General features: G+C 48.8%; 17 protein-coding genes. 10 read left to right on the forward strand and 7 right to left on the reverse strand.

Annotated elements, in window-relative coordinates:
- Window positions 1–313: 313 nt before the first annotated feature.
- The 3 genes from QGP82_RS18325 (at window position 314) to QGP82_RS18335 (ending at window position 6,689) form a co-directional block, all read left to right on the forward strand.
- Entirely contained in the window at window positions 314–628 is a 315-nt protein-coding gene (locus QGP82_RS18325) for a hypothetical protein (protein WP_499060606.1), read from the forward strand.
- Window positions 629–871: 243 nt separating this feature from the next.
- Complete coding sequence (locus QGP82_RS18330; protein WP_499060607.1) at window positions 872–3,643, forward strand: two-partner secretion domain-containing protein; 2,772 nt, start codon at window positions 872–874, stop codon at window positions 3,641–3,643.
- A gap of 409 nt (window positions 3,644–4,052) precedes the next feature.
- The gene (locus QGP82_RS18335) at window positions 4,053–6,689 is read left to right on the forward strand and encodes a CHAT domain-containing protein (protein WP_499060608.1); all 2,637 of its coding nucleotides are present in this window, start codon (window positions 4,053–4,055) and stop codon (window positions 6,687–6,689) included.
- Window positions 6,690–6,807: 118 nt separating this feature from the next.
- On the opposite strand, the gene QGP82_RS18340 is transcribed toward QGP82_RS18335, so the two are convergent.
- The 6 genes from QGP82_RS18340 to QGP82_RS18365 all read right to left on the reverse strand — a co-directional run bounded on the left by QGP82_RS18340 (window position 6,808) and on the right by QGP82_RS18365 (window position 17,096).
- Window positions 6,808–7,560 (reverse strand): DUF928 domain-containing protein, encoded by a 753-nt coding sequence (locus QGP82_RS18340; RefSeq protein WP_499060609.1) that lies wholly within the window; start codon window positions 7,558–7,560, stop codon window positions 6,808–6,810.
- 208 nt (window positions 7,561–7,768) lie between these two features.
- The gene (locus tag QGP82_RS18345; protein ID WP_499060610.1) at window positions 7,769–10,234 is read right to left on the reverse strand and encodes a CHASE2 domain-containing protein; all 2,466 of its coding nucleotides are present in this window, start codon (window positions 10,232–10,234) and stop codon (window positions 7,769–7,771) included.
- A gap of 21 nt (window positions 10,235–10,255) precedes the next feature.
- On the reverse strand, window positions 10,256–11,449 hold the full coding sequence (locus QGP82_RS18350; protein ID WP_499060611.1) for a DUF1822 family protein: 1,194 nt from the start codon (window positions 11,447–11,449) through the stop codon (window positions 10,256–10,258).
- A gap of 46 nt (window positions 11,450–11,495) precedes the next feature.
- Window positions 11,496–12,683 (reverse strand): sigma-70 family RNA polymerase sigma factor, encoded by a 1,188-nt coding sequence (locus QGP82_RS18355; RefSeq protein ID WP_163702863.1) that lies wholly within the window; start codon window positions 12,681–12,683, stop codon window positions 11,496–11,498.
- Window positions 12,684–13,067: 384 nt separating this feature from the next.
- Window positions 13,068–15,992 carry a UPF0182 family protein gene (locus tag QGP82_RS18360; RefSeq protein WP_499060612.1) on the reverse strand — a complete coding sequence of 975 codons (2,925 nt, stop codon included), beginning with the start codon at window positions 15,990–15,992 and terminating at the stop codon, window positions 13,068–13,070.
- A gap of 132 nt (window positions 15,993–16,124) precedes the next feature.
- Window positions 16,125–17,096, reverse strand: coding sequence for a calcium/sodium antiporter (locus QGP82_RS18365; protein ID WP_163671065.1), 972 nt, complete (start codon window positions 17,094–17,096; stop codon window positions 16,125–16,127).
- 124 nt (window positions 17,097–17,220) lie between these two features.
- Between QGP82_RS18365 and QGP82_RS18370 the strand changes: the two genes are divergently transcribed.
- Window positions 17,221–17,880 carry a class I SAM-dependent methyltransferase gene (locus tag QGP82_RS18370; RefSeq protein ID WP_163671064.1) on the forward strand — a complete coding sequence of 220 codons (660 nt, stop codon included), beginning with the start codon at window positions 17,221–17,223 and terminating at the stop codon, window positions 17,878–17,880.
- Between the two features lie 55 nt (window positions 17,881–17,935).
- Here the strand turns inward: QGP82_RS18370 and QGP82_RS18375 are convergent, their stop codons facing one another.
- Entirely contained in the window at window positions 17,936–18,559 is a 624-nt protein-coding gene (locus QGP82_RS18375; protein ID WP_163671063.1) for a precorrin-8X methylmutase, read from the reverse strand.
- 457 nt (window positions 18,560–19,016) lie between these two features.
- Between QGP82_RS18375 and glpX the strand changes: the two genes are divergently transcribed.
- The 6 genes from glpX (at window position 19,017) to mazF (ending at window position 25,722) form a co-directional block, all read left to right on the forward strand.
- Entirely contained in the window at window positions 19,017–20,054 is a 1,038-nt protein-coding gene (gene glpX / locus QGP82_RS18380) for a class II fructose-bisphosphatase (protein WP_163671062.1), read from the forward strand.
- A gap of 311 nt (window positions 20,055–20,365) precedes the next feature.
- The gene (locus QGP82_RS18385) at window positions 20,366–21,655 is read left to right on the forward strand and encodes a glutamyl-tRNA reductase (protein ID WP_499060613.1); all 1,290 of its coding nucleotides are present in this window, start codon (window positions 20,366–20,368) and stop codon (window positions 21,653–21,655) included.
- A gap of 88 nt (window positions 21,656–21,743) precedes the next feature.
- Complete coding sequence (locus tag QGP82_RS18390) at window positions 21,744–22,472, forward strand: class I SAM-dependent methyltransferase (protein ID WP_499060614.1); 729 nt, start codon at window positions 21,744–21,746, stop codon at window positions 22,470–22,472.
- Between the two features lie 417 nt (window positions 22,473–22,889).
- Window positions 22,890–24,566 carry a bicarbonate transporter BicA gene (bicA, locus tag QGP82_RS18395; RefSeq protein ID WP_499060615.1) on the forward strand — a complete coding sequence of 559 codons (1,677 nt, stop codon included), beginning with the start codon at window positions 22,890–22,892 and terminating at the stop codon, window positions 24,564–24,566.
- 572 nt (window positions 24,567–25,138) lie between these two features.
- Window positions 25,139–25,381 (forward strand): AbrB/MazE/SpoVT family DNA-binding domain-containing protein, encoded by a 243-nt coding sequence (locus QGP82_RS18400; RefSeq protein WP_163671058.1) that lies wholly within the window; start codon window positions 25,139–25,141, stop codon window positions 25,379–25,381.
- A complete protein-coding gene (mazF, locus tag QGP82_RS18405; RefSeq protein ID WP_163671057.1) occupies window positions 25,375–25,722 on the forward strand; it encodes an endoribonuclease MazF in 348 nt (115 codons plus the stop codon). The genes QGP82_RS18400 and mazF overlap by 7 nt, the downstream gene beginning before the upstream one ends.
- Window positions 25,723–25,904: the final 182 nt, after the last annotated feature.

Below are 25,904 nucleotides of genomic sequence, written 5' to 3' on the forward strand. Positions count from 1 at the left end.
GTGGTTCAGTGCGTTAAGGCAAACAGTATTCAAACAGCAAAATACTGTTGCGTAGTGCTTGAAACTATTAGTGTACGGGCATTAACAGATTCGCTCTGACTCAAACAAATAATTCACGGGTATCCGCCCTGTATCAAAAGTACCCACCGGGGTAATGCGAACAGAAGCGAAGCGAAGCATTATATTAAAGTAAGAGTCGTCACCAAGAGATGTGTAATAGCCGCAAAGTCCCCTGAGTTTGCGCTATTGGCCAGGGATTGCCCCTCTCTTTGTCACTAAAACATGTCCATTTTTATTACTGAGAATCAAACAAATGGCAACACTCACACTCAACACCGTCACATATATGGGTGATGGCCCCTTCAATGGCCCAGCACTAGAGTTTCGTCATGGGAATGAACCTATTGGTACTGCAAGCATTACCCAATCTCATGACACTGTTACTTTCAGTGGTGCTTCAGGGGTAATCAATGGAACGGATTTTATTAGGGTTTATCAAAATGGTAACCCCTGTCGAGGAATGTTTATCTCAGCGGTTAGCGCTTCAAAATCCGGACCAGGGGCTTGTGAATGCACAGCTGGCGTATATGGAGGAGGCCATCTCATTTTATCCTACACCGTATCATAGCTCTCCTCTAAGCAGACTTATGTAGGGAGAATGCAGTCTACTTAATTTCAAAACAGTCATTGATGTTGTAAAACCGATATCTGTTTTGAACACTCTCTTTACCGTTATGTGGGTAAAAAGCCTTGTACCCACATAACGATTTAGATGTAGATAGATAGATTTGATTGATTCAGATGCGCCAGGACTGACTTGTAGATGTATCCTAATTGCAGGAAAATATTGGAAGGCTAAAGCGCAGTCGTGATGGCAAAACGATATATTTTGAGATTTTGGGTTGCCAGCAATTTTTTTGTTTGCGGTTTACTGTCATGTCAAGCTGCATGGGCACAGGTTATACCCGATGGCACTACGGCCACTCCAGACCCTGGCTCCTGCGCCGTCAGTTGCACTATCACAGGGGGCACTGTTGACTCCACTGGTACCAATTTATTCCATAGCTTTAGTGAGTTTTCAGTACCTGAGGGAAGCATAGTTACGTTTGATCATGATCCCGCCCTTGTCAATATTCTCGCTCGGGTAGTGAATGGCCCCTTATCCATGATTGAGGGGACCATCCGCACCGATGTTACCAGTGACACCAATCTGTTTTTGATAAACCCCCAGGGCATTATTTTTGGTCCCAGGGGAAGTTTAGAACTGGGTGGCTCATTTGTTGCCACGACAGCCGATGCAATCCAGTTTGGCGATCAAGGTAGCTTTAGTACTACTGATACAACCTCTGACTTGGTTAGACTAACCGTTGATCCTTCTGCGTTGTTATTTAGCCAATCTGCGCCTCAGCCCATCATTAATCAATCTGGTGCCTTCAACCTAACTTCTTTTGCTTTTGGGTTAAGTGTGCAGGAGGGTAACAGCTTACTGTTGGTGGGGGGTGATGTAATTATTGAAAGAGCTCCCACTAGTTTCCGTACAGGGTCTATCACAGCTCGCGGTAGTAGAGTGGAATTAGGTGGTGTTGATGGTGCCGCTACAGTCGGTTTAGACATTGATGGTGGCAGTATCAGTCTCAGCTATCCAAATAATGTTCCCTTAGCTAATGTTATCTTAGAAAACGCCCGCTTAGATCTCTCCTCCGATAGCGTTGATCGTTCTGCTGGTAGCCTTGTTATCAGAGCCAATTCTATCGCATTCACCAAGAGTTCCATTGATAGCACCACATTTGGCCCAGATAATGCTGGGAACATTTTGCTTTATGCAAACGAGTCTATAACTTTTGATGATTCAGGTATTGGTGTCAATACTATAGATTCTGGGAACGGGGGTAGCCTGATCGTTTTAACTGACACACTCTCCTTGGAGAATGGTGCTACTTTCAGCGTCAGAACAAATGGAGCAGGAAATGCCGGAGAGATTTCTTTAACCGCTAATAGTATTGTACTCAGCAATAGCGGTAGAATCATTGCCGAAGCTAATGGAACAACGACTGCTTCTGCTGGCAGTGCCGGTAAAATTGAAATTCAAACTGGAACACTATCTCTGGTCAATGGCTCTAGTATATCAACACAAACATTTGGTCCAGCCATTGATACAGAAGCGGCTGGTTTAATTAATATAGATGCGCGGGAATTTGTTTCTCTCACTAACGATGGTAGTAGCATCACCAGTGCAACTAAAGGCCAACGAAATGCGAGTAATATCATTATCAATACACCAGAGTTAAATATTCGAGATCTTGCCAGCATTTCGGCTGTCGGTAACTTTACTGATGAAGGCATGATTACAGAAGGCGATGCAGGAAATATTGTCATCAATGGTGCCAATCAAATCACCCTCTCAAACGGTTTTATTACAACAGAAACAAACACCCTAGGTAGGGGCGGCAACATTACCCTCAATACCGACCAACTGACCGCCAACTCAGGAGCCCGCATTACCGCCACCGCTACCGCCACCGCCGACTCCTCCACCCAGGGAGGTAGCATCACCCTAAATATCGACCAAATCAACCTTTCCGGTGAAACTACCGGCATCCTGGCAGAAACTCAAGGCCCTGCCAATGCTGGCCTGATTACCCTGGGTCCCAACCATAACAACAACGCGGTGACAGTCAACTTCCAAGACAATGCCAACATTTCAGCCGCAACTAGCGGTAGTGGCGACGGCGGCAGAGTCGTAGCGCTAGTCCCAGAAGGCATTACCCTCACCGGTAACGGCAGCCTATCCACCCGATCCACAGGGGCAGGCCCAGCAGGCGACATCGACATTCAAACCAACGGTCAATTTAGAGTACAAAATGGAGCAGAAGTAGAAGTCAGCGGCGAAGGCACCGGCAACAGCGGCATGCTGGATGTGATTGCAGAAACCGTCGTACTCAATGACGGTAAACTCCTCGCTTCCGTACAAGCAGGGGAAGACGGCAATATTAACCTAGAAATAGAAGATGCCTTAATTTTGCGAGGCGACAGTCTCATCTCTGCCGAAGCATTTAATGATGCCAACGGTGGCAACGTCAATATCACCACCCCCTTTATCATCGCCCTATCCCCAGATGGCCCCAATGGTAACGACATTCAAGCCATTGCCAGACAAGGAAACGGTGGCCGCATTGCCATTCAAGCCAACACCCTTTTCGGCATCGAAGAAAACAAAGCCACATTTGGCAATAGGACCAATGACATTGATGCCAGCTCAGAAGCCGGTATTGATGGCGAAGTCATCATTGACACACTGCAAGTGGATCCAGACGAAGGCATTGATCCATTACCCAGCGGTCTAGCCACTCCAGAAATTAGCCAGGGATGTCAAACAGGCAGCAACGGACAATTTATCGCCACAGGCCAGGGCGGACTGCCCTCAAACCCGTACGAGCCCCTCAGTAGCGACGGCATTCAAGAAGACATTTACCCAGCAGGCCAAACCATCCCTCAGCCCGTCAGTACACAACAAACTGACACTACCGACACACTGATCGAAGCCCAAGGCTGGAACAGAGACGAACAAGGCAACATTGTCCTGCTCGTGACCACCCCAGACACCCATAGTTCCTGCCAGGTAACCTTAAACGGAGCGTTTTAAGATGAACTATCCGTTCCGGCAAACCCCAGGATACCGCTACTTACGTTTTGTACTGCTAACCGTCCTCAGTTTTCTAATCACATTTAGTTTCCCAAAGGTTAGCCATCGGGTAATGGCAGCTAATTCAGGGAGGTCTACAGATTATTCAGCAATCCAGCAAAACTCTAGTTTCCCTTTAGAAACTACGGAGTACACACAAGTCCTGAAAACTAGCACTCACAGTTGCACTACCCCCTCTAACTCCCCCTTAGTAAGGGGGAGGACCGGAGTTTCTCCCCTTACTAAGGCTACGGTGCATACACAAGGATTGGATACTAGCGTTTGCGGTTGTCTAACCCCCTCTAACTCCCCCTTGGTAAGGGGGAGGACCGGAGTTTCCCCCCTTACCAAGGGGGGATTAAGGGGGGTCATGCAGAATGTTGAACTCCCTGCCGAGCTGTGTATACACGGTAGCCTCCTCAAGGACAACACAAAGCAACAAACAATCCAAACCTCCTCAGCCAGCTCCCTCCTACATACAGGCATCCGGCAGTATGAATCAGAGCAATTCGCCGCCGCCATCACCAGCTGGACCCAGGCCTTACAAAACGACCAACCCCCATCCGATAGTCTCACCCAGGCCCTACTGCTTAGCAATCTCTCCCTGGCCCACCAACACCTGGGGCAATGGCCCCAAGCCACCGAAACAATTGCCCAAAGTCTCAGCCTACTAGAAACCCCCATCGACTCAGCCGCCTATTCAGAAACCCTGGCCAAAGCCCTAAACACCCAGGGCCGCCTGTATTGGGGCCAGGGCAATATGGAAGCCGCCCTACTAAGCTGGCGTGAGGCAACAACGGCTTATCGACAAGCAGACCATAAGAGAGGTGTTTTACTGAGCCTGATCAACCAGGCAAAAGCATTGCAAACCTTAGGCTTGCACGTGCAATCTAAAACCATTTTGAATGAGGAAATCTCTCAAATTTTGCAAAATGGAGCGCTGGACCCAGTATTAACGGCCACAGGATTCTGGCATTTAGGCAATGCCCAACGACAGTTTGGCGAACTAACGGCATCCCAGGAAAACCTGCAACAGAGCCTGGCCATCGCCAAGACAGCTAACCGACCCCAGATTCAGTCCTCAGTGTTACTGGATCTAGGCAATACTGAACGCGCCCTCAGTGATAGTGCCAGTGCCATTGGCAAAAAAGATGAGGCGCTAGTACATCAAACGGCGGCGCTTGCCGCCTATGAAGAGGTCGCCAGCACTGGAGCAGCGTCCCTCAATCAGGTGCAGGCCAATCTTAACCGGCTCAGTTTTTTAATAGATCTTGAAGAATGGTCCGCTGCCCAAGCCCTATGGCCAGATCTGCTATCCTCCATTCCCCAGCTACCGCCCAGCCGCACTGCTATTTATGCCCAACTCAATTTCGCCAAGAGTTTAGCTACCCTGATGCAGGTCAGCGAGGCACAGCCCAAGGAGGCACAGCCCAAAAACATTCAGATCAGTCAAGCAGGCACTCCCAGCTGGCAAGAGATTGACGCAATTTTGGTCACTGCCATCCAACAGGCCCAGGCCCTGGATGACACCATTGCAGAATCCTATGGCATTGGCCAGCGGGGTGAGCTGTACGAAATGCTCCAGCAATGGCCTCAAGCTCAAGCGCTGACTCAAAAAGCCCTGTGGCTCACCAATGAGACGCAATTTCTAGATGGTCGCTATCGTTGGGAATGGCAACAGGGGCGTTTGTTAAGGAAACAAGGCAAACAGGATGAAGCTGTTAAGGCCTATGATGCTGCCGTCAAAACCTTAGAACAGGTCCGTAAAAATCTGCTCTTTATCGATGCCGAGGTGCAATTTTCGTTTCGGGATAATGTTGAGCCTGTTTATCGTGAGTTTGTGGAGTTATTGCTGAGCCATGGCGAGCAGGCCAGCTTCAGCGATCAAACGTTGAACCTTGCCATCCAACAGATTGATAGCCTACAGCTGAGTGAGCTCGAAAACTTTCTGCGCTGTGACTTAGCCAGCACCACCACCATCAGTCAGTTTGAGGCGGATACCGATGCTGCGATTCTGTATCCGATTATTTTGCCAGATCGGATTGCGGTGATTCTACAGCTGCAGGGGCAGAAGATTTTTGCTGATTTTGAGATCCCCCAGGAAACGGCTGAAACCAAGTTAGAACAGCTGCGGCGGGATCTCAGTAATGCCCCCAACCGCACACCTGAAGTGAGAAAGGCTGCTAAAGAGATCTATAAATGGCTGTTTTCAGAAACGATTGAGGCAGCGCTGCAGGACTATGAAATACAAACCCTGGTCTTTGTGTTGGATGGTGCTTTGCGGAATATTCCCATGGCGGTTTTAAATGATGGGGAGCAATATCTGGTGGAGAAGTATGCGATCGCAATCGCCCCTGAGCTGGAACTGTTCACCCCCAGACCCCTTACCAAAGAACTCAGGGTGTTTACAGGAGGTGTGGGCACCCCCCAGGAAATCGAAAACCGACAGTTTCCTGCCATTGAAAAGCTCGATGCTGAGTTAGACAAAATCAGTGAGCTGTTTGGCCCGCAGCCACCCCTAACCAATGAAAACTTTCAGAGAGAAGCACTACAGCAACAGCTGAGTACGGGCAGTTTCTCAGGCATTCACATCAAAACCCATGGTGTCTTTAGCTCCGATCCAGAAGAAACCTTTATCGTGGCCCACCAAAAACTAATCCGTGGCCAAGAACTTGGGGATCTGATCCAATCGGCCAGTGTGCAGGGCGAAACCCCCATCGAATTGCTGGTATTGAGCGCCTGCTCCACCGCCACCGGCGATAATCGAGCCATACTGGGCCTGGCTGGCATTGCCGTACAGGCAGGGGCACGCAGCACCGTTTCCACCCTATGGGAAGCGCAGGACATCCCCAACACAGCCTTGATGATCCGGTTCTATGAGGAACTAAAACAGCCAGGCACTAGCCGAGCAAAAGCATTACAAAATGCTCAGCTGGCCCTGATTGCACAGGGGTATCGTGCCCCCCACCTTTGGGCCACCTATGTATTGGTGGGCAATTGGCGTTAACAAAATCAAAGGATCTCACAACTGCCTAGGGCAAGGTGTGCACAAGGCAACACCCCCACAAGGGTTAGGCAGTTTCAAAGCAATTTATTCAATCCCCTTGCAATTAACCATCTGTCAACTAACCATCTGTCAACGTTACTGGACCGACCACCGGGTATTGAGTAAACTCGCCCAAGTCAACGGACTCTAGCAAGTCAGCCCAGGTACGTCTAATATCCCCATCATTGGGAGACGCTGTTTGCAGCTGTGATGCAACCTGGTCAACCCTGTCGTACCAGATATCAGACGATGGGGCATTGCCCTGCACGGGTGATGCCGCCGCCACCGGCTGTACCCAGCCATCAATATTTAGGTCGCTTACAGCCTCGTCACTGGCAATACAGGATACATTCAAATACCAGTGATAATACTGACCTTCTTCCAGGCTATTGGCGATATCAGCTGGCAACGTGATACTGACAAACCCTGGCTGGGTAGGCAGTTCAAATGAGGTTTCATACACCCGATCATCTTCAGATTCAGTCAAGATGGAAAACTCTCCACTCTCCACCTCATCCACGGTATAGGGCATGTAAAACCAAAAGGTTGTGGGATATCCCGCCAGGGTTTTGCCATGGACATTGGCCGGGGTAATCGCCGTTAATTCCTGGGGTTTTTGAGGACACACCGCCGGACCACCGCTGAGGCTACCGCCGGGTTGGCGATTACCCGATGGTGGTGGTGTTGATGGGGCATCGGGTAGCTCAGCTTTCCGACCACGACCATTGTCAATCGGATTGGGAATAGCTGAAGCAATGGGCATGAAACCCAGGGGGCTCAAAAGTGCTACCCATGCAAAACTGACGAGGGCTAAACGGTTTTGCGATCGCATTTATCAACTCCTCTATATCTAGAACGTTTTCAGGTCCAACGATTCGACAGTGATTTAGTAGTCCGTAGTTTAATGGTCTGTCAAGCTGAAAATTTCAGGCAAAGCTGGTAAAGAATCTAAAGGGATGAAGAGCCACACTTCACCCCATCGCCCTGGAGGCAATAGCCTAAAAGGCATTGCTTCGCTAAGGCTGACGCAGCACTCTTTATCAGGACCCAACCCGTATTGTTAACTTTGACACTGCACCAGTAATAACGCGCAGATAACCATGCTTATACGCTAACAAAACTCCAGCAGTTCCACCTAATGCAAATAATGCGGGTACCAGGGGTACCCATCCCCCCTGCACTAAAAGCAAGAGACAAACCTGACGCAGGCCCACACTGGCCCCGCCCACAACCAGTAACACCATCACTGGGCGGCGAATACACCACACCAACACACCGCCCACAACGGCCCATCCCCAAATCCAGAGCATGTCCCCCCACTGCCACTGGCCGACTTGGGGCAATACCCAAATTAAGGGGCGCTCATCTAAAACAGCCGCGAGCAGCTGACTTACCCCGTGGGCATGAACCCAGACCCCTGGCAATGTGCCAAAAGGTGTTTCACGAATATCATTAGCAATGGGATCGGTCACCCCCATGAGCACAATGCGATCGCGAATTAAATTATCATTAAATCGTCCTTCCAGCAGGTCCGTAAAACTAATGCGGTGCGCAGGCTTAGGCTTAAATCGGTAGTTCAACAAAATTTGACTACTTTGACCATCTAACTGCTGATAACCACCCGTCCGTACAGCCAACCGATTAAACACAACAGGGCCTAAGTGCCAATTCTGCTGTGTATTCGCATTCAGAGGTTGCACCCCCTCTTTTCTTAAAAAACGTAGAGCCAGATTAAGACTCAAACTATAGGGTGTGGAACAAGCCGAAGAAATAGGGCCTAAGTGGGGGTCGTAAGACAATAAATGACGACGTACAACCGGACGGTTACGCTGATAGTCATCATCAATTTCGAGATCACTAAAACCCACTTGATGTTCAGCTTGATAACGAGAGAATTCAGGAGGATGCCCCAAAATCTCTCGATCACTCTGATCAAAAGAACACACTGTGATCAGATCAGGCGATTTTTCAAACTGCTCAAGCAGCTCCTCGCGACCAGGTTCATTCACCTGATAGCGATGCATATCAATGCCCACGGCCCGAGGCTGGCGTTGCCGTAGTTGGTCCAATGCCGCAGCTAACACGCCATCTCGAATGGGATAGCCATATTTATCGGTATCATCTTGATCAATTTCTATCACCAGCAGACGCTGATCAACAGCAGGCTGCTCCCAGCTCACGGGCCGAGACCGGATTAAATGGTCATAGGCAGATAGCTCTAACGGCTGCAAAAGCCCTAAGGCCCTGACACCGACAAGCGGTAGGGTAACAGCTAAGCTGGTGACCAACAGATGACGCCAGTTAATATCCGATAATGTCTTAGACTTAACTGGCTGGGGCTGGGGCTCCCGTGGCTCGATCAATAACGACTGTGATTGAGGTGGCTCTGCTCCTTTAGTCCAAACAATCGGCGCTTCCGTTGGGTTCTGAAAAATCACAGGTAACCAGCTAGCACCGGGATATTTTCCCTCTAACCCCTGTAGTTTCTCTCGGGCATATCTAGCGGCAGTGTAGAACGCCTCTCCATGGGAAAAGGTCTGTAAAAAGTTCTCTAAAAACGCATGGGCCACCGGATCAACCACCGGCTCTCGCATCACAATCAGCTGAGGAATATTTAGATCAGCTAACGCCCGCGCTAAACCTAAACCATCACAGGAGTTGAAAATAGCTAGTTTGAGACCACGGCTAATAGATGCACTCAGAGCATTCCGCAATTCATCAATAGAGAGCTTTTCATCCGAATTTAGAAACAGCTGCTCCTTAAATTTGCCCTTCCCATCAACGGCATGGCTCGTGCTGTGGCCAGCAAAAAAGAAAATATCCCAGCCCTTGTCATCCCATAACTGTCGGTCTAATTCAGCTCGGTTAGGGTTCGATAAAAAAATAGTGTCAGCATCAACATCTTCAAGCATCAGGCGATCGACTTGAGTGTCGATCCCCTCACTATGCCCTAAAACCACCAAAACTCTCATCCGACGACTGATGGCCGTGGTGGTCTGGCTGGCAACCTCATACTCTGGAGAACTCAGAGCCACCTCTGCTTTGGTGTAATCCTTAAAAAATCGCCAGAGATGCCAGGGTAATTTCTGAAGTAGAGGATCGTCCGTTTCGATAATGACCCTAACATTCTCTTTAGGATCAAGTTTCACCCGTAATTGCTGATCGATCTTACGAAAGCCAGGAGAATTTAGCCACTGATTGATTTCCCCCTCTAAACGCTCACTCAACTCTAGCAAGTCGACCCTGGAAACATTAGTAATGGGTTCTGGTTCAAATTCAATCAGATCTTTTGCCGATAGCCGCGAGCGAAAGCGGTTATTCAAGGCTTCGTACAGACGACGCCATTGCTCGTAGAGCTCAGGGAGATTTTTAGCCGCAGGCAGACTACCACGACCACGGTATTGTACAGGCAGCTCACTATCTGGAAATAAGAGCTGGGCATTAACGCTGTTAAAGCCTGTTTGACAATTCCCTGGACCTAAATTTAAGACAACCAGTGGATTCATAGAAGCATCTCAGAGAATCTATTAAGCCGAAAAGGTTTCGCTAAAGGTGTCATCACTAAGGTCAATTTGAAGACGGAACTGAGTACCCGGCTGACACCTGAAATACGGTAACTGCATGTAGTCTTCTTGAGTACGGGCTTGAACAGACTGCAATATCTCATCATCTTTGGAATAAATAGAGAGAATGAGATCAGTCGGCACATGATTATTCTCAACGGCTGGATGTACCTGTACCCGCACACCCATACGCCCATCGGACTCTGAATTTAACACCATCAGTAATGCTACCGTCTGGGGTTCTACTTCAGCATTTAATGTAACGAATTTAATTCTTGGTGCACAAAATCCTTTAGACTCTCTGGCCCGTCGCATGTTGTATGCAAAGGCAGGATGCTGCAAGCCCCAAAATGAGTCAAGGGGTTGCCAGTCTTCACCAAATAGGTTGTGCAACCACTGGCTCAGGTTTGTCGTGGCCTTAACCAACTTTGCTTGCTGGTTTTCCATGCGTCGCTGATATAGCTGCTGACGCCAGTCTTCACCCTGGATTAGCGACGCCCAGTGGGTAAACGGGAGCATGAGTCTAGGAAATACTGTATTGGGTTGGCTTAACTGTTGCATGGCTTGAGTTACCTGAGCGGGAGATAAGGGCTGTAACGGCGGTATCACCGCCCGAGTGTCAGCATCTGGACAAAATTGACAGATGTTCCAGAAGGCATTGAGATCGCGTTTTAGGTCCTGGCTTGACACACAATAGGTGCGATCGCACCCATCGTAATCAGCCACTTTTTTAATGTGCTGGTGGGTTGTATAGCCCCACACCCTGAGCCAGTGGTTTTCTAAATCAATTTGGACTGCTAGATAATAATCGGCGGCCCAATCTGGAATATCTACCCATTCTTGAGGAATGTCTAATCCGCCTGTATCCAATGTCTCTGAAGGGAGTAGCACCAGCCGTTTAGCCCCCATGGTCAGACAGCTACCGCCCACCATTTCCCAAATATTCGGCAAGCTATCTACATTGGGCCAGATGGATGTCTCTCGGGCATATTCTTGCTGAAACCAGGGTAAAAACACCCGCAGACAAAGCTGATTTAGATAGAATTCCTCACGACGACCAGGCGTGACTAAGGTCTCCCTGGCTTGCCAACATTGGGTTTGGATATTGGGTGGGATTTCTAGCCACCATTCAGTAGGCTGGGCAAATGTGAGGCTCATGCGCGCAACTCCATCGCTGGCAACGGTTGGTTATTAATCTAGTAATCTAAGACTGATTGCGGTGGTGAACCGTCAGCCATTCTTCCAGGGCAACACTCATGTTGGTGATTAGGTCTGGCGAAGGCGAAATATGCATGGTTTTGGCCCAGGCTATCAAGGCCCGCAGTAAGTTTTCGCGGGTGCGGGTCAAACGCCTGGACACTGTGTATTGTTTAATATCTAGCTGCTGGGCAATTTGTACTTGGGTCAAGCCGTCACCATAGTACAGATGCAGCATCGCCTGGTTATCTGGGGTCAATTTACCGATAGCGGCGATCAGGACTGTGTTGATGTGAGCCTGCTGCATCTGGCGCTGCTGACCATCTTCTAGCTCAATAATGGCGTTAATAAGTGATGATTGCAGTGAGTCAGAAAGCTCATCCTGGAGTTCACCCACCTCTCGGTTAGGGCTGGGGACATTTAATGATTGGACGGTCGGGTACATGTATTCCCGCACCCAGGCAGCACATTGGGCCAACCGTTGCTCCAGGTCTGCTGGTGTCAGGACAGCTCCAGGTTCAGATAGCTGCATGAGCCGTTCGGCGTTGTAAAGGTTTGCGATCGCAATCCACTGCTCCCGATCCGGTGCTCGCAATTTACGATTATGGGCTTTGGCAGCACCATAGAGGGTTTTATAGCAAACCCAGGCCAACCGATACTGGGCAATCGCCGTAGGTGATAATCCAGCATGGCGCAATGCCTCTACCATGCGCTGTTTACTCACCCGCCGCAAAAGCGTCCACACGGTACAAATATCCGCTTCTTGACGCTGGCGTAGCGTATCCCTAATCAAAGAAGCATAAACAATTCTGGCATACCCCTTTAAGCTGGCACCGCGTCGGGGATCATACCCTGCTAAAACTTTCGCTAGATCTATATTGGCCAGCTGAAAACAGTCTGACAATCGATACGAGGTGCGGCTGAGCATGCGCATTGACCGCTGAGCAGACCAGTACCAGGCTTCCTGCAAATAGGCCGCTAGATGCCCAAGCGCAATATCGTCTGGCTGCTTTTTCCAACGTGAATGCCAATAAAGTGACCAAAAATCTTCTGAAGGCTCCGTATTGGCCAACTGATCTTGGTGCTGCTCAAAATTTCTCCGCAATCTAGGATCTACTACCCAACGATTAAAGCGATCTGACCGAAATTCAATAAAGGTTGAAAAGATTTCGATGAGGCTCTGTCGAGAATGCATATCAAAAATAAAGGAGCCTTAAGCACGCTTACATGAGGGTCGAGCAACATCCGGCAAAATCACAATTGATAGTTTTCACCTTTACCATTCTATGATTGACAACCTCCAAAACTGTATATATCGCACTTTCCTTATAGGAGCCTGAATGGTTAAGGCAAATTTCTCCAAAAACGATAGGCAACCTCTATTGATTGGATTGATTTTATCAAAGGTTACTTGAATTGTTGACGCGGTCGAAACTTGATAGCTCACGGGGGCTCTATGGCGTACGTTTGTCCATTATCAAATGCGGATGGGTCGATGGGTCGATGAGTGGATGGGGGGATGAGTGGATGAGTGGATGGGGGGGATGCCATAGGCTGCTAAATTTCTGCCATCGGGGTACTAGTTCAAAAGCTCGGCATTCAAGTCTCGTAAAATCGTCGAGCCCCCTGAACGCTGAGGATTAAAGATTGCCTGCAAAGATTGCTCCAGGGTTTCTGCCATGGCAATACGATTTTGATACGCCACAATCACACGGGCCAAAATTGGTAACCGGTTTTGTTCAGCCTCTAGATATAACGGCTCTACATACAGCAATGATTCTTCGATAGGAATGACCAGCAAATTGCCTTGATTAGCCCGTGAGCCTTGGGTATTCCATAGGGAGATCCGCTGAGAGATTTCTGGATCTTGATTGATCCGGGCTTCGATTTGCTCAGGGCCGTACACCAGTTCCTGCTTAGGAAAGCGGTAGAGCAACATCCGACCATACTGATTGCCGTCGGAACGCGATGCGAGCCACGCGATCAGGTTGTTCCGCTGCGATGGGGTAAATGGCCGGAGCAGAACAAATTCCTCTGCCGCTTCCTTGGGCAGTTTCATAATCAAATAGTAGGGTTCTACCACCTGGGATTCATTGGCATAGATTTCATTGGGAGCTCGCCAGGTATCTTCGCGGTTATAAAAAATACGTGGGTTGGTCATGTGATAAACCAACAGCTGATTTGACTGCACCAGGGAATAGTCTTCGGGATAGCGAATGTGGGCGACCAACGCCGGAGGCATTGATTCTAAAGGCTGAAGCATTTTGGGAAACAATTCAGCCCAGGTTTGAATAATGGGGTCAGTGGCATCAGCAACGTAAAACGAGACTGAGCCATTAAAGGCATCCACCACCACCTTGATAGAGTTTCGAATATAGTTAAACGGTTGGCCACCGGGGTCTGAATAGGGATAGCGATCGCTCGTGGTATAGGCATCGATGATCCAATAGAGATAGCTACCCTCGGGATCGATCGGATTAGAGGTATCAGAGGCGGCCTGGGCATTGGCATCGGCCACCACCAGGTAGGGATCGCCATCAAATTGCAGAAACGGTGCAATTTCTTTGACACGCTCTTGAATATTGCGCCGAAACAACAGTTTTGTATCGGCGGTAAAATCGTTGGTAAACAACATTTGCCAGTCGCTGAGATGCTTAGAATACAGCAATCGCTGCCACCAAGCCCCCAGCGAGATGCCACCGGTACCAGCATAGGTGGTATAAACATTGTCATTTTCTCCTGGGTAGTCCAGTTCGGGGACCCGAGTACCAGTCATGACATAGTTGTTAGTTAATTCGCCAAAGTAAATTCGTGGCTGCCCAATGGGGATGCTGCGGGCAACATCTTCATTACTGGGCACATGGGCAATGTCTTTAATAAAGTAATCTGGCAGACCGCCAATGGCTGCCGTATTCACCGGGCTCATGGTGAAGCCATAGCCATGGGTATAGCTGAGGTGTCTGTTCACCCAAGTTTGAGCCGTATCTTCTAATTGCTCATAATTGAGTTCACGGGCAGAGATCAGCACCTGACGACGTTCGGTGGTGCCGTCACTCTTGGTCAGGGTATAGCGATCTACATCAGCATCGAAAAATTCATAGTACAGGCGAATCTGTTGCAACTGCCGGTTACTTTCAAGCAGGGGGCGCGTATCCCAAACTCGGATATTGCGCACCGTCAGATCGTTATTGTTTAGCTTTTCGACTGTGAGATTATTTTGAGGATTAAAACTCTCTTCTTGAATATCGGTAAGGTTAAACGCATCACGGGTAAACGCAATGGAGCGCTCAATGTAGGGACGCTCTCGCTGAAATTCATTGGGCTGCACCACCAAGCGTTGCACTAACCAGGGAGCAAGGGTTTCACCCAGTAGAGCGACCGTTAAATACGTCGCAATCAGAATTGCAAAGGAGGGGACTCTCAACCTGGATCGATGTTTGGCAAACCCAAAGAGATATCTACTAAATGCTATGACCACCAAACTCAGGGTAATGATGCTCAGGGCTGTCTGTACTGGCAAATCCACCATGACATCGGTGTAGCTAGCGCCGTAGGTCACCCCCTGGCGAGAGTAAAGCAGCTCATACCGATTCAGCCAATGGTTAATGCTGGTGGTTAACAGCAGTAGACCTGTCAAGATATACAGGTGCCGCTGTTGTGGGGCAGAGAAACCTAGAAATCGTCCCTGACTGAGACGTTTGCCTGCTAACAAGTAAATCAGGGCAACCGCCACTAACGTAAATAAAAACAGGCCAGACAGCCAGAATTCTGCCAGCTCTAGCACAGGCAGGCGAAAAATGTAAAAGCTAATGTCGTTATTGAACAGGGGATCAGATTGTTCAAAGCTGGTGGGATTGAGGGCTGGCAGTACCCGTGACCACTTAGAGGACAGGACCAAACTAAAGCTAAGGCTGAGGAGCAAAGTTGCGATCGCACTGCCCACCCCTGGATAAATCATCACCCCCAACATAATGACCATCAGCGGCCCCAACTGCCAGGGTTGAGCCATAAGCTGCTGTATAATCCGCCAGCCAGTATCCACATTCAGCCACAGGGGCAAAGTGGGCAGGGGGTCAGCCGCAATGGAATGCCAGCGGGTCAGGGCTAGCTGTCCGTGATACAGCAAAGAAACTGAAAGCAGCAGTGCCAACCCCATGGCCAGGGGCAGTAGCCGCCCTAAACCAATGCCTCTGCGTCGATTTTCAGCACTGGGAACAATGCAATAGTCATCAAAACTCAGCTGCCGGGCTCGCCAGAGATTTAGACCGGCAAATAACAAGCTGCCTAAAAACGTCATTGTGCCCAACACCACCTGGGTGCGTAGCCTCAGCCAAAAAACATCCAGATAGTTAACTGAGCGAAACCACAGACCTTCTGCCGCAAAGTAGGTGAGGATATCAACGCTGAGGAAAAGTGCGATCGCAATCAGTCCCCATGTCCAAGAGGCTCTCGCAGATTGTCGTGGGGTAGCCCCTTGCAGAGGCCGGTCTTGCAGAGTCGCCATAGTGCATTAGATAGATCGAAGCAGTTAGATCGAAGCGGTCTTACTTTATCTTAGACAAGATCTTCGACCAGGCCTCCCAAACCGCCAGTCTCTATCGAGACCGCCTAGATCACCTGGCCTAGATCACCTGGCCTAGATCACCTGGAATGTGGTGCCCATAAACCAGATGTACAACATGATAAATAACCACCCTTCCCAAATGGTGATCTTGTTGTCTTGAACAATAAAAAACATCAACAATGAGGCCGCCAATAACGTTGGCACACTATGGGTAAGAATCGCATCTGATACCGGCAGTGGCCGAATTAACCCAGGAATACCCACGACTACAAAAATGTTGAAAATGTTGGACCCAATCACATTACCCACCGCTAACTCTGCCTTACCCTTAAGGGCGGCATTAATGGTTACCATCAGCTCAGGCAATGATGTTCCCAGGGCAACAGCACTAATGGCAATAATATCTCTGCCAATATTGAGACGATCAGAGATTTGAATCAACGAGTCAATCGTATAGTTGGCCCCTAGAAATATAAAAATTCCGCTGAGCACCAGGATCAGCACCTCCCTCATTAACTGAGCTGTCGTAAAGGCCGGGGCAGATGGATCCACAGCCTCCTGGTTAGAATCATCAGTGGCTTCATCACTACTCTTGAGAATGTAAAACAGATAGACAATGTAGCCAATGACAAGAATCAGCGCTTCTCCACGGGTAAACGTCTGATCTGATGAGGCCATCAAGGAGAACAGAAATGCTGACCCCACAAACAACGGCAGATCGACGCTGATCAGGTTATACATGACCCGCAAGATCTTAGTACTCATGATGGCCGCCGTACCAACCACCAAGCAAATATTGGCAATGTTAGAACCAATGACGTTACTCGCCACGACTTCCGCTGCCCCTTGAAAGATGCCAAACAATGAGGACAATAATTCCGGTAGCGACGTCCCCATGGAGACAATGGTTACGCCCACAATAAAGGGGGGTAACCCCATGGCAAGACCTAGTTTTTCAGCAGCATCAGTAAAAAAATCAGAGGCTTTAACCAACGTGGCCAGGCCAAGCACAAAGATCAACAGCAGTAGCGGTAAAGAATCCATAGAAACCCGGAAGTAGGTTAGAAAATAAATGTAACCACATCCAGAACCCTATGATCATTGCCACCAAAGCAACGTTTAGAACTGGATGTAGTTTGGCCTGCTGTTCGAATACGACTTCACATTTATGCTTGCCGCTAGTCAGCGTCAGAAACTTGACGAATCTAACGATACTTTGTTCTACGAACACCCCCGTTTTGTAACCCATGTGGACGAACGGTTTATTGAGCAGCTGACTGAGTTATATCAGGAACGACTCACCCCGAACAGCTGCATTCTAGACATGATGAGCAGTTGGGTATCACATCTGCCATCGGATATGCAATTTGCGCAGGTAGAAGGCCACGGTATGAATGCCGAGGAACTGGCCAAAAATCCCAGACTCGATCATTACTTTGTCCAGGATTTAAACGACAATCAGACGCTGCCTTTTAAGGATTGCACCTTTGACGCCGTACTCAACACCGTATCCGTGCAGTATCTGCAACAGCCTGAAACTGTTTTCGCTGAAATCTATCGCGTCCTCAAGCCCGGTGGCATCGCCATTGTCAGCTTTTCTAATCGGATGTTTTACCAAAAAGCGATCTCAGCCTGGCGCGACAGCAGCGATGCTCGCCACATTGCCCTCGTCAAAAGCTACTTCGCGTCAGTCAAAGGCTTTAGTCAACCTGAAGTCATTGCCAACCAGGGTCCCCCCATCAATCCCATTCTGCAAATGATGGGCATGGCCAGTAGCGATCCGTTTTATGCCTTGATCGCCGAACGAATGGAGGTTTTGGTCAAGTAGGTCAGGTAGGGCGGGCAGGGCCCACCGTCCAGCATTGCCCGTTCCTCAACACCAATTATCCCCGTTGCTTGCCACCATAGGCCTTCCAAGCCAAATCAATCAGCCCATTCACAATGGCCACAGCGACGACGGTGCTGCCCTTACGGCCACTAATACAGATGCTTGGCATCAAGCTGTCTTTTAACCGAGATTTAGTCACCTCTGCTTCCAAAAACCCCGCAGGTGTGGCGATCACCAAAGCAGGCCGAATCACATCGGTTTCAATCAGCTGCACCAGACTATCCAGGGCTGGTTGAGAATGGCCAATCACAAAAATTGCCTCTGGATAACGCTTTGCCAGGGTTTCAATGCCCCAAGCGGCCCGAGACTGATCTTTTTGAGGTCGCGTAATGGCATCCATAGCGGAGTACACCGGGTTGGAAAAGGTACTTTGCAGCCTGGGGGTAATGCCGGCCTGAGCCATGGGACCATCGACAACGACTGTAGTACGCGCTGCCAACGCAGCAGCTCCAGATGGGAGGGCCTGATCAGAAAATTGAATTAAATCCTTATATTCATAGTCTGCTGTAGCGTAAATCACTCGACGCACTATCTCATATTCGGCTGGAGCAAATGTATGCTGACCAATTTCCTGATCGATTATGCGTAAGCTCCTTGCATCCGTGACGTGCCATTCCATAAGTGCTGCCTGCGTTCGCCGCTAGTTTCAATAGACTAGCATCGTCAGCTGTTTTTCTGGTATCAAGGCAACTTAATACGTCACATGAATATTTTTTTGACAGCTGAATTCGGACGTGAAGCCAAAATCATGGTGCAAGGCATAAGTACAAATGCTTATTCCCAACCTCTGATGAGCTAAGGCTTTAGGCTCTTTAATAGGGGATGCTTAGACCATTTTTGTATGCCACACATTGCGTGCAGGGAGCTTGAATCAACCGTTTGGAGTGGCCTAGACAGTAAGAAAGGTGCCCCCTCGGTCTGATATTCTGAAGCTATTAAAGGCGCTCATATAGTCTTAATGCCACTGGTGGTTCTAGGAACGATTCTGGAGGATGGGCTATCAGTGCCCGCCACAGATGCGCCGACAATCAGCAGTGCCGCCTTAATAACAGCAGGCAGTTTGGAGGAAATACGCAGTGGAAAGTACCCTCGGATTAGAAATTATTGAAGTTGTCGAGCAGGCTGCGATCGCATCTGCTCGCTGGATGGGTAAGGGTGAAAAGGATATCGCTGACGAGGTGGCTGTAGAAGCCATGCGTGAGCGCATGAACAAGATTCACATGCGCGGCAAGATCGTGATTGGTGAAGGTGAGCGTGATGATGCTCCCATGCTTTACATCGGCGAGGAAGTGGGTGTTTGTACCCAGCCCAATGCTGACGAGGTTTGCAACCCTGACGAGCTAATCGAAATCGACATTGCCGTTGACCCTTGCGAAGGTACTAACCTTTGTGCCTATGGTCAGCCCGGTTCCATGGCTGTATTGGCTATTTCTGAGAAGGGCGGTCTGTTTGCAGCACCTGACTTCTACATGAACAAGCTAGCTGCCCCCCCAGCTGCTAAGGGCAAGGTAGACATCACCAAGTCTGCCACTGAGAACCTGAAGATTTTGTCTGAGTGCCTGGACCGCGCCATCGACGAGCTTGTCGTTGTGGTGATGAAGCGTTCACGCCACGACGACCTGATTAAGGAAATCCGTGATGCGGGTGCCCGCGTTCGCCTCATTAGCGACGGTGACGTCTCTGCTGCTATCTCCTGTGGTTTCTCCGGTACTAACACCCATGCTCTGATGGGTATTGGCGCAGCTCCTGAGGGTGTCATTTCCGCTGCTGCCATGCGCTGCTTGGGCGGTCACTTCCAGGGTCAGCTAATCTACGATCCTGCCATTGTTAAGACCGGCCTCATCGGTGAGAGCAAGGAAGCTAACCTGGCTCGACTGAATGAAATGGGTATCACTGATCCCGATAAGATTTACAGCGCTGAAGAGCTCGCCTGCGGTGAGACTGTCCTATTTGCTGGCTGTGGTATTACGCCTGGTCTATTGATGAATGGCGTTCGCTTCTTCAAGGGCGGTGCTCGGACTCAGACCCTGGTAATTTCCAACCAGTCCAAGACTGCTCGCTTTGTGGACACCATCCACATGGCTGAAAACCCCAGCTACGTTTCCCTGAAGTAGTTTTAGGCCTTAAGTCACCCATGGGTAGGGTGCGTTACCACGCACCTTACATATTTTAAAAACACTCTAGCTGTTGACAAATGGCTAGGGTGTTCTTATGTCTATGTGTCATTTGGTAACGGTTAGCACCAAATGATGGACTTTTGTTGAGAAACCTTGAGTTGGGGGTCCGTTTTTCTCTAGTTTCAATAGGTAGCGCATTTAGCACGGTATCGCTAAAGCGCTTATTTCATGACTGTTGAAGACATTTACTTTTACTGCGATCGTCCGGCACGTCGGGCATTTAATAAAGGATCTTTTTTGGAGGAAGAATGAATATTGCCGTTATTGGCCTTAGCCATAAGACTGCACCAGTCGAGGTTCGGGAAAAGCTCAGTATTCCCACACCTAAGGTTGAAGGTGCGATCGCAAGACTCACCAGCTATCCTCACGTCAAAGAAGTTTCCATCCTCAGCACCTGTAATCGTCTAGAACTCCACATAGTCTTAAGCAACACTGAAAACGGCATTCGCGAAGTCACTCAGTTTCTAGCCGAATATGGTGATTTATCCATCGAAGACCTGCGTCCCCACCTCTTCATCTTGGTTCAGCAAGATGCCATCATGCATCTGCTACGCGTCTCCTCCGGTCTAGATAGCTTGGTACTGGGTGAAGGCCAGATTTTAGCTCAGGTGAAACACGCCCTAGCAGAAAGCCAGAAGTACAAGGGCGTAGGTCGCATTTTAAGCCGCCTGTTTAAAGATGCCATTAAAACTGGTAAGCGCGTACGTACCGAGACCAGCATTGGTACAGGGGCAGTTTCTGTCAGTTCTGCTGCTGCTGAACTTGCTCAGATGAAGGTGCCTGACTTTACCAATTGCCATATCACCATCATCGGCGCAGGCAAAATGGGTCGCCTGTTAGTGAAACACCTAGTCTCTAAGCGAGCTATAAACATCACCTTGCTTAACCGCAGCATCAAGCGAGCCGATGATCTAGCCGCTGAATACAGCCATGTGAACATCAAGACCGGCACCATGGACATCATGGAAGCCGCTGTCACCAAAGCTGATGTCGTCTTTACCTGCACATCCTCAGAAGAGCCTGTGCTGCATCATGACAACGTTAAGCCTTGCTTGGCCGGTCGTCCTTTAAGCCTTTTTGACATCTCTGTTCCCCGTAATGTTCATAAGAACGTAGAGGAACTCGATGCAGTGAAGGCTTACACCGTTGATGACCTCAAGGAAGTCGTGGCCAAGAACCAGGAAAGCCGTCGCAAGATGGCCCAGGAAGCTGAAGGTATTCTGGAGCAGGAGTTAGCACAATTCATCAAGTGGTTTGGTTCCCTGGATACTGTCTCCACCATCAGCAGTCTACGCACTAAGGTAGAAGCTATCCGCGAGCAAGAGCTAGAAAAAGCCCTATCTCGTCTGGGTGCAGACTTCTCTGACAAGCACCGCAGTGTAGTTGAGGCCCTATCCCGTGGCATTGTCAACAAGATTCTGCATGACCCCATGACCCAACTACGGGCGCAGGAAGATGCTGAGTCCCGCAAGCAAGCCATGGAAACGCTGCAAGTATTGTTTAACCTGGAAGCGAAAAGGGCGAAGGCGAAGCGTTAAAAAACCCAAATACCCATTAATACGGGCATTACATCACAATGTAGGGGCGTTCCATGGAACGCCCCTACATTATTTTTTACCAATTGCTATGGTGCTCGTATCGCTACGTCGTCTGATTCCTTTATTAATTGCAATCTTCTGTCTGGGCTGCACCCAGGCTGATATCAGCACCGTCAACAGCATTTACAGCTACAAACAGCCCAGCAGTGACGGCATCGGCAAAGTCTACATGGGCCGCGAAATCTCCCAGGTAATGGGTCACCAGGGAGCCTATTGGTTAGAGCGTCCTAGCCGCGAAACAGAGGAACGACCTGATATGGCCGTGGATGCCCTGGGTCTGAGTCCAACGGATACAGTGGCCGATATCGGTGCAGGCACCGGCTATATAAGCTTTCGCATGGCTCGAAAAGTGCCTGATGGGCAGGTCTTGGCAGTAGACCTACAGCCAGAGATGATTCAGCGGTTAGAAGCAGCTGGCGATGAACAGGGCCTTACTAATGTGCAAACAATTCAGGCAGAAGAAGATAATCCTCATTTGCCATCTGAGCAGGTGGATTTGGTACTCATGGTGGATGCATACCATGAGTTTGCATCTCCTCGGGAGGTGATGACAGGGGTGGTAGCCGGGTTGAGGCCTGGCGGTCGTGTAGTGCTAGCAGAATATCGGGCAGAGAATCCGTTAATTATGATCAAGCGCCTACACAAGATGAGTGAAAAACAAGCCAAAAAAGAAATGGCTGCTGTGGGACTCACCTGGATAAAAACAGATGAACGGCTGCCTCAGCAACATTTGTTATTTTTTGAGAAAGCGTCATAGGAAAGTTGTTGTCGACTCTACTCAAACAACTCTACTTATGAAAGCCGAGAAGAGTCAGTCATGAAGCGTCTCTCTTGCGGAACAAATGTTGCAGAACCAACGTGTCTTCGATAGTTTCAACACACAAACGCTTCAGTACAGAAATTGCATGCCTAATTCTCTCGTCCAGGCTGATGGTTCTACCCAGCGAGACAATTAATTGACATGCCATTGACTCGTTAATCATTCATTAACCATTCATTTCCAGCATCTAGAAAAAGCTAGCGGCAGCAACTTGCGCATTGTGACCTTAGCCAAAACGGGAGATGATGAAGTAGCTAAACTTCATCTGAATGTTGCAGACACACAGCTGTTTTGCGAGTTTCAGTCCCACTCGGTTTAGGTCAAACTCGCCCTATTTTCATCCAAAAGCAACCTATGCCAATCACGAATCGTATCAAGTTCAATAATGTTAGAGGCGATGTTTTAGGCGGTCTGACAGCTGCAGTCGTTGCTCTACCCTTGGCATTAGCACTGGGTATTGCCTCTGGTGCTGGGGCATCTGCAGGGTTATGGGGGGCCATTTTGGTCGGCTTTTTTGCCGCCTTATTTGGTGGTACCCCCAGCCTGATTTCTGAGCCAACGGGGCCAATGACGGTGATTATTACTGCGGTCATTGCTGAAACCACAGCCAGCGATCCTGAAAATGGCTTAGCCATGGCGTTTACCGTGGTCATGCTGGCGGGAGTGTTTCAGATTGGCTTTGGGCTGCTGAAGCTAGGGCGATACATTACGATGCTGCCTTACAACGTCATTTCAGGATTTATGACTGGCATTGGCGTGATTTTAATCTTTATGCAAACTGCGCCCTTTCTCGGTCAAGAAGCCCCCAAAGGTGGGGTCATTGGCGTGATTAACAATTTGCCTAGTCTAATCGCCAATTTAAATCCCTGGGAAACAGCCTTAGGCATTCTGACCTTAGTGATCTTGTTTTTCTATCCCAACAATCTCAAGAAAGTAGTACCCCCTCAACTGGTGGCTTTGGTCATCGGAACGCTAGTATCATTGACGCTTTTGCGGGATATCGATATTCGCACCATTGCCACAATTGGAGAAATCACGCCAGGTTTACCAACCTTGCAACTGCCGACGTTTACCCCTGGTAATTTAAGGCTCATATTTGTGAATGCCATGATCCTAGGCATGGTCGGCTCCATTGACTGTCTATTAACCTGTTTGGTTTCAGATAGTTTGACCCGGTCTCAGCACAAGTCCAATAAAGAATTGATTGGTCAGGGAATTGCTAACATCATTACCGGTCTTTGTGGCGGCATTGCAGGTTCAGGAGCTACGACGGCTACGGTCGTGAATATTCAAGGCGGAGGCCGTACAGCATTATCTGGCCTTAGCCGTGCCCTAATTCTATTTGTGGTCGTACTGTGGGCGGCTCCCTTGACATCAGGAATTCCATTAGCAGTGTTGGCCGGCATTGTCTTAAAGGTGGGCATCGATATCATCGACTGGGGTTTTCTTAAGCGAGTTCATCGGATTTCCTGGAAGGCAGCTGGAATTGTTTATAGCGTCGTGGCACTGACGGTCTTTGTTGATTTGATGGTAGCAGTCGGCGTAGGTGTGTTTATTGCCAATATTCTGACCATTGCCCGTCTAGATGAAATGCAATCTGAATCGGTAAAAGCGATTACGGATGCAGATGACCAAATTGTGATGACACCGGAAGAACAGCAGGTGTTAGATTCAGCCAATGGTCGGGTGCTACTGTTCCATCTCAGTGGACCGATGATTTTTGGCGTAGCCAAGGCTATTTCCCGAGAGCATGATGCTATTGACTCCTATGATGTACTCATTGTTGACCTCGGAGAAGTTCCGGTTTTAGGCGTCACTTCTTCTTTAGCCATCGAAAACGCCATTCAAGAAGCCACCGAAGAGGGTCGAGAGGTACTTGTCGTAGGGGCAACGGGTAAAGTTAAACGTCGGTTAGAAACGCTGGGAATCAACAAACTTATTCCCAATGATCATTGGATGGATGATCGCCTACAAGCTCTAACTGCAGGTTTATCGTTCGTAAAGCAGCAGCAGCAGCAAGCAATTGCATAATTCTGCCACTGAAGTTCATCTTGAGTCTAATTTTGTCTTCCTGCTTTTAGCTAGTTATCGCGACATAACAACCTCGCTGCACCGGAACACCTTTTCTGCTTCAGATTCCTCTGCTACTGTGGTTGCTATGGTGGGCATTTTGGGCGCTTTTGCTTGCGCCCAACCAATACACAGGTTCAAGCATATTTGTTCCAGACTGTGATACCGTTGGCGAGCTTTTCACCGCACTCAGCATGTGGATAATTTGGTTAACAACAGCTTTGATACTGGGATTTAGTATGTGTATCAGGTTTTGGCATAGAGCCAAGATATTATGGGCTATCAACACTGTTGCCGTGATCATTTCAATGGTCAGCATCATGAGGTACATGAATTTGGTGGCATACAGTGAACAGCTTCAGCAATACTGTAAGTAAACCTTTTAGATGATTGTAGGCAGTTCGAGCCTCATGTTTGATGCGTTTTAACTATTGCCAAAGATTGTGATCAGCGACTATGATGTAGATACAGTGTATCTACATCTAAAAGATTAGATTGTGATAGTTTAAACGCCCTAGATGCAAGGAGCTCCTATGGTTGCAATGGTTGCTAAGTGGGGTAATAGCTTAGCTCTTCGGATTCCCCAATACATTGTCAAAGAAATTCAGATAACTGAAGGTACTGAAGTCGAGCTTATGGTGCTTGATGGTAACTTGGTAGTCAAACCCAAACCTCGTAGGCGTTATTCCTTGGAGGAATTAGTCGCTGGTATTACACCAGAAAATTTGCATTCTGAGGTGGAAAGTGGTGTGGCTGTGGGGAATGAAGCTTGGTAAATCCAACAGAACGCTATACGCCAGGGCGAGGAGATATTGTTTATCTAGACTTTGATCCAACTAAAGGGCATGAACAGCGAGGACATCGACCTGCTCTGGTGGTTTCGCCTCGTAGTTACAACGTTAAAAGCTCCTTAGCACTGTTTATGCCTGTTACTAGACAGCAGAAAGGGTATCCCTTCGAAGTTCTTTTACCACCTGGGCTACAGGTTCAAGGGGTGGTACTTGCTGATCAAATCAAGTGTCTGGATTGGAAAGCTCGTAAAGTTCAATTCGTTGAAACTGTACCAGAAGAACTGATTGAGGAGGTGCAAGCAAAGGTTGAACCTCTAATCTTCTAGAGGGTTAAATCTCCACCTGTATTTATCAGCAGCCCAACACTGCGTTGCAACGGCGGAGCGTAAGCAGTTGATAAGAGGCTAAAGTTACTACCGCCGTTGAACTCCAAAGTTCCTCCGCAGTAATAGTACAAATGCTTGGTGCTATGTGATAAAGTCTCGGAAGCCACGGAAGAACAATCGCG

The organism is Leptothoe sp. LEGE 181152 (genome assembly GCF_032906605.1).
Classification (GTDB): Bacteria; Cyanobacteriota; Cyanobacteriia; order Phormidesmidales; family Phormidesmidaceae; genus Leptothoe; species Leptothoe turfae.